The 14,780-nt window shown below is 51.1% G+C and carries 13 protein-coding genes; 11 read left to right on the forward strand and 2 right to left on the reverse strand.

Annotated features, from left to right (window positions below; genetic code table 11):
• Nucleotides 1-773: 773 nt before the first annotated feature.
• Entirely contained in the window at nt 774-1,397 is a 624-nt protein-coding gene (locus NWE93_14510) for a hypothetical protein (protein ID MCW4001441.1), read from the reverse strand.
• Between the two features lie 264 nt (nt 1,398-1,661).
• On the opposite strand from NWE93_14510, the gene ligD (NWE93_14515) reads away from it, so the two are divergent.
• The 7 genes from ligD (NWE93_14515) to NWE93_14545 all read left to right on the forward strand — a co-directional run bounded on the left by ligD (NWE93_14515) (nt 1,662) and on the right by NWE93_14545 (nt 8,213).
• Nucleotides 1,662-2,543: a non-homologous end-joining DNA ligase gene (gene ligD / locus NWE93_14515; protein MCW4001442.1), complete on the forward strand. Its 882-nt coding sequence runs from the start codon at nt 1,662-1,664 to the stop codon at nt 2,541-2,543.
• 68 nt (nt 2,544-2,611) lie between these two features.
• Nucleotides 2,612-3,751 carry an aldo/keto reductase gene (locus tag NWE93_14520; GenBank protein MCW4001443.1) on the forward strand — a complete coding sequence of 380 codons (1,140 nt, stop codon included), beginning with the start codon at nt 2,612-2,614 and terminating at the stop codon, nt 3,749-3,751.
• Nucleotides 3,752-3,884: 133 nt separating this feature from the next.
• Nucleotides 3,885-4,727: a Ku protein gene (locus tag NWE93_14525; GenBank protein MCW4001444.1), complete on the forward strand. Its 843-nt coding sequence runs from the start codon at nt 3,885-3,887 to the stop codon at nt 4,725-4,727.
• Nucleotides 4,724-6,160, forward strand: coding sequence for a non-homologous end-joining DNA ligase (gene ligD, locus NWE93_14530; GenBank protein MCW4001445.1), 1,437 nt, complete (start codon nt 4,724-4,726; stop codon nt 6,158-6,160). The genes NWE93_14525 and ligD (NWE93_14530) overlap by 4 nt, the downstream gene beginning before the upstream one ends.
• Nucleotides 6,147-6,899, forward strand: coding sequence for a DUF72 domain-containing protein (locus NWE93_14535; GenBank protein ID MCW4001446.1), 753 nt, complete (start codon nt 6,147-6,149; stop codon nt 6,897-6,899). The genes ligD (NWE93_14530) and NWE93_14535 overlap by 14 nt, the downstream gene beginning before the upstream one ends.
• A gap of 202 nt (nt 6,900-7,101) precedes the next feature.
• On the forward strand, nt 7,102-7,596 hold the full coding sequence (locus tag NWE93_14540) for an HD domain-containing protein (GenBank protein ID MCW4001447.1): 495 nt from the start codon (nt 7,102-7,104) through the stop codon (nt 7,594-7,596).
• 2 nt (nt 7,597-7,598) lie between these two features.
• A complete protein-coding gene (locus tag NWE93_14545) occupies nt 7,599-8,213 on the forward strand; it encodes an MBL fold metallo-hydrolase (GenBank protein ID MCW4001448.1) in 615 nt (204 codons plus the stop codon).
• Here NWE93_14545 and NWE93_14550 read toward each other — a convergent pair.
• The gene (locus NWE93_14550) at nt 8,197-9,048 is read right to left on the reverse strand and encodes a matrixin family metalloprotease (GenBank protein ID MCW4001449.1); all 852 of its coding nucleotides are present in this window, start codon (nt 9,046-9,048) and stop codon (nt 8,197-8,199) included. The two genes, NWE93_14545 and NWE93_14550, sit on opposite strands and share 17 nt — an antisense overlap.
• Nucleotides 9,049-9,424: 376 nt before the next feature.
• Here NWE93_14550 and NWE93_14555 point away from each other — a divergent pair, with 376 nt between their 5' ends.
• The 4 genes from NWE93_14555 to NWE93_14570 all read left to right on the forward strand — a co-directional run bounded on the left by NWE93_14555 (nt 9,425) and on the right by NWE93_14570 (nt 14,730).
• Nucleotides 9,425-10,672, forward strand: coding sequence for a glycosyltransferase family 2 protein (locus NWE93_14555; GenBank protein ID MCW4001450.1), 1,248 nt, complete (start codon nt 9,425-9,427; stop codon nt 10,670-10,672).
• Nucleotides 10,673-10,887: 215 nt separating this feature from the next.
• Nucleotides 10,888-12,036: a glycosyltransferase gene (locus tag NWE93_14560; protein MCW4001451.1), complete on the forward strand. Its 1,149-nt coding sequence runs from the start codon at nt 10,888-10,890 to the stop codon at nt 12,034-12,036.
• A 146-nt stretch (nt 12,037-12,182) separates the two neighbouring features.
• Complete coding sequence (locus NWE93_14565; GenBank protein ID MCW4001452.1) at nt 12,183-13,595, forward strand: hypothetical protein; 1,413 nt, start codon at nt 12,183-12,185, stop codon at nt 13,593-13,595.
• A gap of 331 nt (nt 13,596-13,926) precedes the next feature.
• Nucleotides 13,927-14,730 (forward strand): glycosyltransferase, encoded by an 804-nt coding sequence (locus tag NWE93_14570; protein ID MCW4001453.1) that lies wholly within the window; start codon nt 13,927-13,929, stop codon nt 14,728-14,730.
• Nucleotides 14,731-14,780: the final 50 nt, after the last annotated feature.

Raw genomic sequence — 14,780 nt, forward strand, 5'->3', positions numbered from 1 at the left:
ATCCCGATAGCAGTGGGGTCCGGCAGGATCAACCGGAGTTATGCACTCCAATTGTCTGTCGGATCATTTGTTTTTTGTGTGGTACGAATATATTGACACTTTCTCTCGCATTCAGTTTCTACTTAACTGGATTTGGAGGGAGAAACATTCCACTCTATACGTCAAAGCCCATTTCAGACCTAACTGAGCAATTAGTCAGGTCCACATACGTGTCCCCGCAATTGGAGGCCAACTCCATCATCCCATTAGGCAATCGCCGTCGGTACGGGTTGAGCCGCCGCCATGTGAAAATTGCGGGGCTAGCAATTGTAGCTGAATTCTTACAGAAGTAACCTCAGCTAATATAAAGATTCCGTTTCCAGTGACATAAACCTTGTCACAGCCGCCAACACGCATAACCCCCACAATATACATGTAATACAAACAAAAAACCTCCCCAGCCACACCGATTATGCCATAACCACCCTGTAATTTTGCAGCCGCACCGAAACCGCCCAAAGAAAAAAAAGCCCCCAAGCCCCCACAAAAGCGCTAACCAGCCAAAACTAACCCCAAACCGTCTCGCCCCCCACAAAAAACACCGCTCCAAAACCAAAAAATGCGCGGGCGCGGCGGCAAACCCTTGATATCCAGATGCGAGCGACCATTTTTGGGTTGCATCTGCTGGAAGCATGCGGGATTAAGACTGTGGCTACCGCTTCTCTGACACAGCCTCTCCGGCATCATTAATCAAAAATATTACTTGAAGGAAAAAACGATAAAATTAAAAAAGGTTAGTTTTCCAGCGGCTTCTCAAGGATGGTGATTGAGCCATTCTTTCCCAACCGCAGTTGCCTTTCGCCCTTAAACATAGCGACATGTGCATTGCGAACCTCGATGCAATCGCCAACATGTACAGTGTTAACTTGCTGGTCCCAAAGACAAAGCAGCATCCTACCTGTTTCATCCTCGATTACAGCGTTGGAAACCACTGCGTTGTCGCGGAATTGGGTATGCACCTTCGATGGTTCAGCTACCTCTACAACTTGTGCGGCAGCGTTGATTTTTTTCATGCCAACCCGCAGGTCCTCGATTTTCAGGTGGCTTGGCGACGGGTTTTGCCTAGCAATTTCTTTGCGGACTCTGCCTGTTTCCATGGAACTATCAAAGGACACGTCGGTGCGGCCTAGAGTCTCGTCTGGCACACGGAACTGAGCAATCACTTTTCCCTCTTTGGTGATTAGAAAGATAGATTGGTCCGCTACGTTCCCCCGGTACTCGACCGTTAACTCTTCAACTTCGCTTTTGCCCTCTTCTTTTGCCCTGACTAATCCCTCGAAGAGTTCAGTGGGGTACACCTCGTTCTGGGCTGAAATGAAGGCAAGCTGGTCCTCTAATGTTGGTTTCTTTGGCTTCATTTACATGATCTTCTCCCTTTTTTTTGTAGCGAATTATCTTGAAAAAAGCAAGCCGTCAGCTAAATTTTACTTTTTCTTGATTAAATTCTGCAAATATAACTATGCGAGGCTTTCCTATTTAGGTGTAACTGTGCAAAAAAATGTTTTTTCCCGATAAACTTTGCATTTGTCGAGTTTATTTTTGGCGTTCGCCATAAAGCACAAAGCCAACATTATACATACTGTTCTTATGGTTTTTATATTAGCCGTTTTGATGTGGCAGCAATGGAGAATACTGAAGAATATCGGCAGCTCACCAAGGTTCACCTCAAGAACCTCGAAAAAATCTTTTACCCAAAGGTTCCCCTCAGCAAAGGTCAAGTCATCGAGTACTACATCAAGATGGCCCCCAAAATCCTCCCCGTCATCGCCGATCGCCCACTGGTTTTAACCCGCTACCCCGACGGCGTAGACGGCAACACCATGGCGTTCTTTGAAAAAAACGCTCCGGAGGGCACCCCCAGCTGGGTGAAGCGCCACACCATCTATTCCCCCACCTCCAAACGCGATGTCCACTACATCGTATGCAACGACCTTGACACGCTGATTTGGCTGGCTAACCTGGCGGCGCTGGAAATCCACATGCCCTTCTCAACCACCCACAGCCTCAGCAAACCCGACCTGCTCTTCTTCGACATCGACCCCGAGCCGCCCGCTAACCTAAGCGACGCCGCCGAAGTTGCGCTTCAACTCAGAGAGAAGCTTCTTGATTTAGGTCTCACCCCGTTTGTGAAGACATCGGGCAAGAAGGGCTTGCATGTGGTTATCCCCATAGAGCCCGAGCATAGCTTTGAAGCGGCAAGAGGGTTTGTCCATAAAATCGGCATCGCATTGGCCAACGAAAACGATTTGGTGGTTTCCGAGTTTAAGGACACCAAGAAACCCGGCAAAGTCTTCGCGGATTACCTGCAGAACTCACCTATGCGTACGATGGTGATTCCCTACAGCCTCCGCCCCACTCCGAACGCTACGGTTTCATCGCCGCTTGATTGGAGCGAGGTCAAAGCAGGAATCGACCCTGCTGACTTTACGGTTGAGTCTGTTTCTAAGCGGGCCGGCGACCCCTGGAGGGGCATTTTCAAGAAAAGATGCCACCTCACCTTGTAGCACTGCGGTTTAGTTAATCTTTAAAGGTTGCCGTCTACTACCTGAACTTGTTTTTGGTGTGGATGTTTTTGCAGTACAGAATTGTGCCTAAAAACGGCGATAAACTTTCTGTCCTTGGCTTTGGATGTATGCGTCTGCCCATGAAGGGACAAGCCATCGATGAGGAAGCGGCGATCAAACAGATACGCTTAGCCATAGACCACGGCGTAAACTATGTGGATACAGCGCCGCCCTACCATGACGGCGAAAGCGAAACCTTAGTCGGCAAAGCCCTTCAAGATGGCTACCGCGGCAAAGTCAAAGTCGCCACCAAACTCACGCCCTTCATGCTCCATAAACCCCAAGATATGGAGAAAATGCTCAACACCTCCCTGCGGAAGCTTCAAACCGACCACATAGACTACTACCTGCTGCATGCACTGGAAGCGGAGTCCTGGAGAAAACTGCAGGGTTTTGGAGCCATTAGATTTCTGGAGAAGGCCAAGGCAGAGGGCAAAATCGTGAATATGGCGTTCTCTTTCCATGGTTCGCTGCCTACCTTTAAGGAAATCATCGATGCTAACGATTGGGCTATGTGCCAAATCCAGTATAACTACCTTGACGAGAAGCTTCAGGCAGGCACAGAGGGGATGATGTATGCTACGGCGCAGAAACTGGCGGTTGCTGTTATGGAGCCCCTGCGCGGAGGCAACCTGGCAACGCAGCTTCCAGCTTCGGCAAAAGCATTCTACCAGAAAGCCCCCGTTAAGCGGACTCCCGCTGAGTGGGCGCTACGTTGGGTCTGGAATCACCCCGAAGTAACCGTTGTGCTCTCCGGCATGAATGAGACCCGCCAAATTCTGGAAAACGTTGCTGTAGCCGAAAATGCGTTGCCCCACTCCTTAACGCCCCAAGACCTGGCAGCAGTAAAAGGCGCCGCTGAAGCCTACCGAGAGATGCTTAAAGTGCCCTGCACGGGATGCCAGTACTGTATGCCCTGCATAAACGGCGTAGATATCCCCCGTAACTTCCAAGCCCTCAACGAATACTACCTCAGCGGCGACGAACAGCAAGCCCGCGCCATGTACGCAACGTTTCTGATGGGGGCGCTTACGGGTGTACGGGTTGACGCGAGCCTCTGCAAGCAGTGCCAGCAATGCGTCGAGCGCTGCCCACAGCACATTAACATCCCTGAGAAACTTAAAGAAGTCGCCAACGAACTTGGGTGACCCAAAGCCCAAGATGCCCTGGCGGCATTGAAGCAAAACAAAAACAAGCCCCAGGTTTGAACTCGGAAAAAGGTTAAACTCTAGTAGCTCCACAGAATTAGTGGATAATTTAGCTTTTTGGAAGGTATGGTTTTTGGGTTTAGAGCAGGAAAACCAACAAAGCGCTGAGCAAACGCCAAGCGAGAAAGCCAGTGCCGCCGCGCCAAGCCGCTCGATTTGGTCAGGCAGCATAACGATTGGCTTAGTTAATGTGCCCGTTAAGCTTTACTCGATGATTTATGATAAGGGGATATCGTTTCATTTCCTCCATAAAACCGATGGTCACCCGCTTAAGTACGTGAAGATGTGCACCAAAGACGACCAGATCGTGCCATGGAACGAGGTTGCCCGCGGCTACGAAGTCGCCAAAAACGAGTTCATCATCTTTGATAAGGCGGAACTCGACGCCGCCAAACCCGAATCCGACAAACGCATCCGCATAAGCAAATTCGTCGACTACTTCTCAGTTGACCCCGTCTACTTCGACCGCACCTACGCGCTGTTACCCGACAAAAGCAAAGACGCCTACAGCCTACTTCTAAACGCGCTGCAACGCACCAACAAAGCCGGCGCCGCACGCATCACCCTTCGCACCAAAGAGTACCCGGCGCTACTGCACCCCTACAAGGGCGCCCTGGTGCTAACGACCCTGCGCTATTCCTACGATGTGGTGGATCCACAGGACTTCGAGGCGCTTCACAAGCTCTCTGAGCCACAAAAAGCCGAGTTGGATTTGGCAGTGAAAATCGTCACTGACCTCTCAGGAGAATTCGACATCGCCGAATTCAAAGACACCTACCAGGAACGCGTTGAGGCGTTGGTTGCCCAGAAAATGAAGGGTGAAAAAATCACCGTCCAGAAGCCCCCTGAGGAAGCCGCCCGTGGACTCATGGTTGCGCTCCGCGAGACCCTCAAGCAGCTGGAAACACAGAAATGAGCCGCAGCCACTACTACCAGCCGATGCTCGCTAAAATCGCTGAGCAAGCCTTCACTGATAAGAACTGGATTTTCGAGATTAAATGGGATGGATTCCGCGCCGTCGCCTACATCGAGGAGCCCTTTAGCCTGCGTAGCCGCCGCGGCAAGGAACTGAAAAGTAACTTTCCTGAGCTCTCTGAGTTGACGGGTCTGGGCAGCGGCTTGGTGGTGGATGGCGAAATCGTTGTTATGCGGGATGGCAAACCTGACTTTCAGACGCTGCTGGAGCGGGGCCAGGCGGTTTCCGAGGGCGAAATCAGGCGGCAAATGCAGCGCTCCCCGGCCCTATACGTCGTCTTTGACCTGCTTGAAAAAGACGGCGAATCGCTAACTGGGTTGCCGCTGCTGGAACGCAAAAGACTGCTCCGTGAAAGCCTCCGGGAGGGCCCCCATGTGCTGCTCTCAGACTACATCGAGGAGAAAGGCGAAGCCTACTATCGGCTGGTACTGGAGCGGGGACTCGAGGGCATAATGGCTAAATGCAAAGACAGCGCCTACGAGGAAGGCCTGCGCACGGGCAGCTGGCTTAAAATCAAGATGCTAAAAACCTGCGACTGCGTCATCTTCGGGTACACCCAAGGCGGCAACGTCAGGGCGGAAACCTTCGGGGCGCTGCTTTTAGGCCTCTACGATGCGGGGGGGCAGCCTGTTTATGTGGGTAAAGTCGGCACGGGCTTTTCGGAGCAGACCCTGCGGCTTCTGGTGGGGAAATTCGAGAAAATCAAAACCACACAGGCACCCTTCAAATCCGAAAGCGGCGATGTCGTCACGTGGCTGGAGCCTAGGCTTGTCTGCGAAATCGTTTATCAGGTAGTGACACGGGATGGTAGACTGAGGATGCCTCGTTTTAAACGGTTAAGGGAAGATAAACCCCCCCAACAATGCACGATCGATCAGTTATTGGAGGAAAAGACGTTGGATGTGAAACAGGAAAAACTCTCTGAGTACCAGTCGAAACGCAACTTCGGGCAAACCCCGGAGCCCAGCGGAGGCAACAAAAAAGGCGACGCCCTAATCTTTGTGGTTCAGGAGCACAATGCAAGACGCCTGCATTATGACCTACGGCTGGAACGTGACGGCGTGCTCAAAAGCTGGGCGGTCCCCAAAGGCATCCCCGAAGCCGCCAAGGTACGCCACTTAGCCGTAGAAACCGAAGACCACCCCTACGACTACGCCAGCTTTGAAGGCACCATCCCCAAGGGCCAATACGGCGCGGGAACCGTGAAAATCTGGGACAGCGGCCACTACACCGTTAAGCTTTGGGAACCCGACAAAATCGAAGTCACCCTCGATGGCACCCGGCTGCATGGACGCTATGTGCTGGTGCGGCTTAAGAAATCCGAGGACCAGAAGGATTGGCTGCTGCTGAAGGGTAAAGATGACTCCGCCTAAGCTGCATCTGGGCACAATCGGCTGGAGCTACACCTTCTGGAAGGGCAACTTCTACCCCGCCAAAACCGCCTCCAAAGACTTCCTGGGCTACTACGCAGGCCAATTCGGCACCGTCGAGGTGGACAGCACCTTCTACCGCATCCCCACCGAGCAAACCATCCGCAGTTGGGGCAGCCAGACGCCCAAGGGGTTTTTGTTCTCCTTCAAGTTCCCCCAACTGATAACCCACATCAGACAGCTCCGGGACTGCCAAGTCCAAACCGCCTCTTTCCTCTCCCGCCTCGAGCCGCTGGGCGATAGGGTAGGGGCTCTTCTGCTGCAGTTTCCGCCCAGCTTCACCGCAAAGCATCAGGCCGACCTAGCCGAGTACCTGCATAGCCTACCCGATGGATACCGCTATGTGGTGGAGGTGCGCCACAGGTCCTGGTTGACCCCTGACTTCTTTTCCCTTCTACGCATGCATCATGTGGCTTATGCCTGGACTGACAGCCAATATGTGCCGGAAACAGCTGAGGTAACCTCGGATTTCCTCTATGTCCGCTGGGAAGGCAACCGCGCCGCCGTTGTGGGGACATTAGGCAGAATCGAGGTTGATCAAACCGCGGACTTGCATCTGTGGGCAGATAAGCTGAGGCCCTACCTGGAGCGGGGCATGGAGGTTTTTGGGTACTTCGGCAAGTACTACTCAGGCTATCCACCAAACGATATTCTGGCATTTCAAAAATCATTTCAACAGTGAATGGTTGCTGCACAGCTGTTTTGGTTAAGAGTTTCTGAATGCATGGATTGGCAAATTCGCAGTTATCCGATACACTTGGGCGCTGAGGCGGGAAGAGGCGATAGCCGAAATCAAGCCCATGTTTTTGAGCGGATTAAACTGTATCTTTTAGAAAAATACTAAATAGCTTCTTTTCCCACCTTTTGCAGCGGAGGCCGTCAATTTGGATTTGGATAAACTATGGCAGCTGGCAACACCCTACCTGAGCAAAAACGACTTCGGCGTAGCCCATACCCGACGCGTTTTTGAGATAGCAAAACAGAACTTCCCCGTTAAAGCGCAACTTGAGGAACTCACGTTTGCATCGATAATCCTGCATGACATCGGCGGCAGCAGCATAAAAGACCAATATGAGAAGGGACCCCAAATTTCAGCCGAGATCCTAAAACAGATAGGTTCCCCCGACGAGTTCATAATGGAGGTCTGCGCCATCGTGGGCACCCACCATGAGCACCCTGCCTGTCCCTCTGAAGCCTTCCGTGTCCTCTACGATTCAGATAAGCTCGTAATGTTTTCGCAGGAAGAGTATCCACACTACAATGCTCGTGAAGGATTTGACTGGGACAAAATCGTGGCGCTGATTTATTCTGAGCAGGGCCAGGAGCTGGCGAGGTTGAGCCTGCGGCAACGCAGAAAAGAAACCATGTTGGGGACATAGCTGTGTTTTTCCGGCAGATCCAGCGGCACGGCGACAACTTCAGCTACCTCATAGCTGACCCAAAAACCAAAGAAGCCGCCGCTGTGGACTCCAGCTACAACGCCGACGCGATAATCGGAGTCATCAAAGAAAATGGCTTCACCTTGAAATACATCATAAGCACGCATGGCCACTCCGACCACACCGCAGGCAACATGGAGCTACATCAAATCTTCGGGGCAAAATTGGTTGCGCATAAACAGTCACGGTTGCCCTGCGACTTGGCGGTTGACGACGGCGACGTACTGAGGGTCGGCGATGTTCCCCTTAAGGTGCTCTATACTCCCGGTCACACCCCCGACGGCATCTGCTTGCTTGTTGATGAGCAGAAGCTGCTGACGGGTGACACGTTGTTTGTGGGGGAATGCGGCAGAACAGATTTGCCCGGCGGCAACGCAAGGCAACTCTATGATAGCTTATTCCATAAGCTGCTCTTGTTAGATGACTCAATCGAGGTTTATCCGGGCCACGACTACGGCGCTTCCCCCTCATCTACCATAGGCATCCAGCGAAGAACCAACTATGTCCTGCGACCCCGTGGCCTCAAAGAGTTCCTTGAGTTTATGAATCAGCCGTAATTGCCGCTCGAGTGCGTGGTCGAGTGTAGTGGGCAAAAACCCCCACCGCCACCAAAAACGCAATCATCGCAATCACTATAACGGCGATTTCGGGATGCAGCAGCCACTCGTATATTGAGACAAAAAACCGTCCTAATGGATTATCCGTCAACGATTGCGGCGGCATGTTTTGCTCTGACATAGGCAGCCCCTGGTAGGCTATGGAGTCGGGCAGGGTCACCGTGTTCTCTTTCAGCCACTCGCCGACGGGGTAGAAGCTCGAGGGGTTTTCCATCCATGCAAACAGCGTCGCGACTCCGTATGCATCAAGAGTTGAGATCTCCTGGGCAGTGCTGCCTACGGTGTAGAATGCATACATCATATCGCCTGAGTAGTTGCAGTGCCCTAAACCTAAACCGTGCCCTAACTCATGAACCGCGATATTCTGCATATCCATACCTGACAGTTCGACGCCGTGGGCGGTATGAGTGGCAAGGCTAATCGTGCAGTTTGTTAACACGTTTTGGTTGTCCGCGTAGAGCTGCGCTAACCCCACCTCGTCGGAGCTGTCGCTTAGCGGCGACTCCGTATAGTTGACGTAGACGTCATATCCCGCTTGCCATTGGCTGGAAACCTCGGGCTCAAACTTTATGCTGGATAAGTAGGAAAACTCTGAATAGTTATCTGCAAACCCCGCCACTGCCTCGTTCCACTGCCCCATTGCACGCAGAGTGCTGTTTAAATCGGCAGGGTCCCACCAGGATTCATTATCCGCTGGAAATATGAGTGCTTTTAGAGTTGTATGGTCCCAAACAAAGCTGCTTATCTGAAGCGAATACGAATTCTGCGCCTGCACAAATACCGTCCCGAAAGATGCGGCGACAAGGCAAAAGCTAGACAGGAGAACTAACAAAAACCGCTTCATGATTACCAAATGAAAAAGCAATGTTGCCTGTTTAAGTCTTCTTACAAGCAGTCCCTTTTGCAGGTTGAGATTCTGGGTTTCTTCAGATATTTATTTATATATAAATCATGCAAGTAAGCCTAACTCTAAGCAGGTAAAATAGGGGCAAAAAACAAAGGTTAAAAAGATTAAAAAAGTATAGTGAACATGATGAGGAATTTATCTTCCTCTCCTAAGTGGGCTCGGCTGGAGAGTTTTAAAGCTTCAAGTTTGTATCGTTACTATAGACTACCGCATGTTTCCCTCTGTCGGTTAGGTTTGGGTCTGTATGCTTGTTGTTGACATAATATCAACGGTTCTACTTGCCGTTCTTCTCTTTTGGACCATATATAACGGATCCATAATCTACGTGGGAATAAAAAACAAGCGGAGAACCCTTGCCCTGCAGAACGGGCAGCAATCACCGACTTTCTCGATTATTGTTCCCACAAAAAACGAGGACTCAGTTATCCGACGCTGCCTAGACGGCATCCTTGGTGTAGATTACCCCAAAGATAAACTGCAAATCATTGTTGTCGATGGAAACTCATCTGATGAAACCTGCAAAATAAGCCTTGAATTCCAGCAGAAATACCCATCAACTGTCACGGTGCTCCGAGAGGAAAAAGCAAAAGGTAAACCCGCCGCCCTCAACTTTGCGCTTCCACACGTCCGAGGGGACATCGTGGCTGTTTTCGACGCTGACAGCCTCCCCCAGAAAGACGTGCTTAGACGGGTAGCTGGCTACTTCAACGACGAGAAAGTAGTGGCGATTCAGGGCAGGACCACCTCGATTAACGAGAGAAAAAACATTCTAACCCGGGTTATCGCCATGGAGGAGCGGGCGTGGTTCCAGATGCTGATGAGTGGACGCGAGAAGCTGCAGCTGTTTGTTCCACTGGCGGGGACTTGCCAGTTTGTACGCCGTGGCGTACTCGATGAGATGGGCGGCTGGGATGCGAACTCTTTAACTGAGGACGTCGAGTTGGCGCTGCGTTTAGTCGAGAAGAACCACATCATAAAATATGCTCCCGACGTATGCTCAGAGCAGGAAACCCCCAATGCATTGCATAGCCTAATTACTCAGCGGGTCCGCTGGTACCGCGGATACATGGAAACCGCCCTCAAATATGGCCGCCTCCTAAACAGGGTAAACAAGCGAACGGTGGATGCGGAAATTTCGCTTGCCGGACCCTTTATGATGGTGGTTTCGCTGCTGAGTTACATAAACTGGTTTTTGGTAGCCGTATTTTTTTCCCAAAGCACCCCCGTCTTGAACTTCACAGGGTTAGTTATCGCGTTAACCGCGGCTTCTTTGATCTCCATCGGTATAGGCGTAACCGCCTCTGAGAAGCCAATAAGACTCCGCAACATCCTCTGGATACCATCCATCTACGCTTACTGGCTTATCCAAATGGTCATCGCAGGCTGGGCATTTCTGAAACTGGTTTTCCGGCGTAGGCGTGACTGGACAAAAACCGCTAAAGACGGCTCTTTGGTGCCAAATGAGGTCCGCGCATCAAGCGTTCTATCCTAGAGATGCAAATTTAAGCCAGTTTGAACTGTTTAGCGGCTTTGCTATTCAGGGTTTGATTGTAAACTTTATTTGGAAGCTAACCTATTCTAAAAAGAATGCTGACTACACTGATGAGCGTTTTAAGCGGCTTAGACACCGTAACACCAGGGGAGCTACTGCAGCAACGTATTTTAGAAGACCCTAGACGCTTCGGGGTTAAGCAGGCTGTGTGAAGATTGGGGCTGAAGGTTTGCTTTATCTCATCGTATCCACCTAACCGGGCTAGACTCAGCGAGTACGCCCAAATCTTAGTTGCCGCCATAGCCAGCCGACCAGAAGTAGATGAACTCCATGTTATAGCTGACCAAACCCTTCTTCCTCGACCAGCATATGAAAATGGAAAAGTCCATATCCACCGGGTCTGGAAAGCCGACGGGCTCTTTTCTATTTTTGCCATAATGTATTATGTACTGCGGATTAGACCCAACGTCGTTCACTTTAACATTTCTTATCAGAGCTTTGGTAAATCCAAAATCACCAACCTATGCGGGTTATCTCTGATTTTGTGGAGCCGCCTCTTAGGCTTCAAAGTCGTCGCTGCCCTTCACACTTTAGGCGATAAGGCTGATTTAACGCAGTACGATATGAAGGCAACCCTGATTAACAAAATCGGCATTTTAGTCGCCACCAAAATTATCCTTTCCGCTCAGCGAGTGGTTGTGCTGGTGAAAACCTACAGCGAATATCTAACCCAACGCTACACCCACAACGGCGTCATCTACATTCCCCATGGCGCAACCGTGGAGGCAACCCCGGCGCTTGATGGTAGCGAAAACGCCATTTTGCTCTTCGGACACATGGGGCCCCATAAGGGACTCCCCATTATGCTCCATGCCCTAAAGAAGATACGCCAAAAAGACCCTTCCGTCAAGCTCATCGTAGCGGGTACAAACCACCCCAACTACCCCCTCTACCTCTACCAGTTCATACGCGCCCGCCTCCCCAACGTTGAATTCACAGGTTACGTTCCAGCTGACAGGTTAGCTTCGGTTTTTCTGCGGGCAAAGGTGGTTGTTTTGCCCTATCTTGCAGCCCCCGGAACCAGCGGCGTCTTCCATTTAGCCTGCGGCTACGCTCGACCCGTCGTGGCTTCGGATTTGCCTGAGCTAAGAGAAATGGTTAACGACGGCGCCTGCGCGGTGCTGGTTCCCCCGGGAAACGTGGATAGCTTGGTAGATGCGATTTTGAAGGTTATGTGCAACCCCAAATTCGCTTTAGCAATGAGCCAGCAGAACCTGCATTTTGCTCAAAGGGAAAGCTGGAGTGTTGTTTCGAAGGCTTATGTGGATGTTTACCTCTCGCTGCTGCGCAAAAAACCCCGCTGAGGCAGCATCTGTTCTCGGGTGGTTTTAGGGTAATCTTTAACCGCTCGGACTCGTTGTTTAGTTCCAAGTTGATTCCCAAGAAACATCTCTATCCGCTACTTGCCTTTCTGGTTCCGCTTCTAGTGAGGTTTATCCCGGAGATACTTATGGGGCCCTACCTTGTTGGCTTTGACACCCTGGCCCATTACTTGCCCACGACCATGCATTGGATGCGTGGCGACGTAACTTTCGTGGGCTTCATCGCTACAGCGCCCCTGCTTTACGTGTTCTCAACGGGTTTAAGCTACGCTTTAGGCTCAGTGGTGCTTGCGTTAAAGGTGCTTTCGCCGCTGCTGCTTGGGTTTTTAGGCTTATCCAGCTACCTGTTTGCCCGAAGAGGCCTTGGGTGGTCACAGATTAAAAGCCTCGCACCCGCCCTGCTGGGGACGCTGTATTTTGTGGCGTTACGCATCTCCTGGGATGCCCTGCGAGAAGAAGTCGCTGTAATTTTCCTCTTCTTAGCCCTCACTCTGCTCCTTCAAGCCCAAGCCAAACATTCCTGGAAGAACACCCTGCTGTTTTCTTTGGCGCTGCTTGCAGTTGTGCTGTCAAATCAGGTGGTGGCGGTTCTTGCGTTAGCAGTGGTATTCTTCAGCTTAATCTACATGTTTCTGCGGGGCAACCGCTCCGCATCCTTACGTTTAGGTGCGTTTATGCTGCCTAGCATCCTGTTTTTCCTGGCGGTTTTCTTCTTCAGCCCCGCCGTCCCCGAGTACCGATTAATCTTCGGCTTCCCCAGTTCGCCTGACGGTTGGCTTGCCCTATTCGGTTACGCCTCCTACCCCGAAATGCTCGGAAGCGAAGCCATTTTTCTGCTGTTCTGTTTCCTGCCGCTTCTGCCCCTAGCGGTTCTGAGTATTCGCCGCTTCCAAAACTTCCAAATGCAGGCGTGGGCAATAGTGGTTTTAGCTGCGTTTTTTATTCCTATGGTTAGCCCCAGCAACCTGCGTCTGCTTATGCTACTGGTTTATCCGTTAGCGTTCTACGTCACTGATGCTTTAAGCCTGCTTAAAACCCGCCGCTTCTGGCGCTTCAAGGGCAGCTTGATGAGGGTTGGACTGGTTTATTTGGCGGTGGTCACTGCAGTTTTCAGTTTAGGCTTCATGGTATTGCCACCTGAGACACCTTTCACCTATTTCTCGTCTGGAAGCGGATTTAACAGTCACATCTACCAGATTCCCTCCTCTATGCTTCAAAACACCGTCTCTATCAGCGACTGCCCCGGCGCCGCCGACGCGGTACATTGGCTTAAAACAAATATGGGTGAGGGCGATGTTTTGTTGACGCATCGGGCTTTCTATGGCTGGGCACTCACTGAGCTGAGCCCTGATCAGGTTCACCTCTACGAGTACGATAACCCCGCCGATGTGGCGCCCTCCGTGGCGGATACGCAAAGCGGAAAAGTTTTCTTGATTTGGTGGGTGCCCAATGAAGGTTGGTATGGACTACCATCGGTGCCCCCCATGTTCAGTGAAGTCTACCGTAGCGGCGACATAGCGGTTTACACATACACGCCCTAGCTGCAGCGTTTTCTACATTGACGCTCCATTAATGGGTTCATCTCTTTTCCATGCGCCGATTTCGTGGGTTGTATAGGATTCAAAAAAGGCTCGGAGTGCATATTTAGCAAAATCTTGATGCTGCCCAAGGAGGTTTTGATGTAAACCCCTAGGGTGCCCAATCAAAGCCTTTATGTTTTCGTAAACGCTTTCATTTAATGTAGCTCCCCGTGTTTTGAGCTACCCCGTTCTGTGAAGGTGAATTTTAAGTTCTTGCCATTGTTTTTCAGCGTCAAGATTGCCTGTTTAATCCACGGTTTTAGAGTGAATACTTTTACGGATGCCCTTTTTGATGTTAGATGTTAAGCCTCAGCTTTCAGTGGTTGTTCCAGCTTATAACGAAGCCGAACGTATAGGGCTCACATTAAATGAGCTAATCCTCAAGGACCCCTCCCTCTTTGATCGCCCATGCGAGGTGCTGGTGGTGATGGACGGCTGCACCGATGACACCCCCAAAATCGTTAAGGAGATAATCGGCGCCAACCCCTGCGCGGCGGCGCTGGTTTTTCCTTCTCGGCTGGGTAAGGGCGGAGCAATCATGGAAGCCCTAAAGCACACCCAAGGCGACGTGATTGCTTTTGTCGATGCAGACGGCTCTATTCCTGCCTCGGAGCTGCGGCGGCTAATCAAGATGGCAGATGACTACGACTTAGTGATTGGTTCACGCTACAGCAGCGACTCGAGGCTGCCTAAGAAGCGGTCACTTAAGCGCACGCTGCTTAGCCGCGCCTTCAATGTAGTTGCGAAACTGATGTTTTGGAACCTGCATCCCATCAAAGATACCCAATGCGGCGTCAAAGTGTTCAGCCGCCGCCTAATCGACGCCATAAAAAACGATTTCTTGATAACGGGCTTTGCCTTCGACGTGAACTTCATCTATTCGGCGCTGAGCTGCGGTTTTAAAGTAAAAGAAGTCGGCATAAGCTGGATGGAACGCGACGGCAGCAAAATGTCAGGCTCTTTTGGCAAGCACTCTGTGGTTATGGCTTTTTCGTTGCTGCGGCTTAGACTCTACTATAGCCGTGCCCGGCGGGTTCTGTATTCCCGGCGGTTCAGTTGGTTGTTTGCGCTGTTTTATATGTGGTCAAAAAGTTGATGGAAAATTTTGCGGTTCGGTGTAGTTTAGGCGAGTTAGTTAGGAGATAA

The organism is Candidatus Bathyarchaeota archaeon (assembly GCA_026014735.1).
Classification (GTDB): Archaea; Thermoproteota; Bathyarchaeia; order Bathyarchaeales; family Bathycorpusculaceae; genus Bathycorpusculum.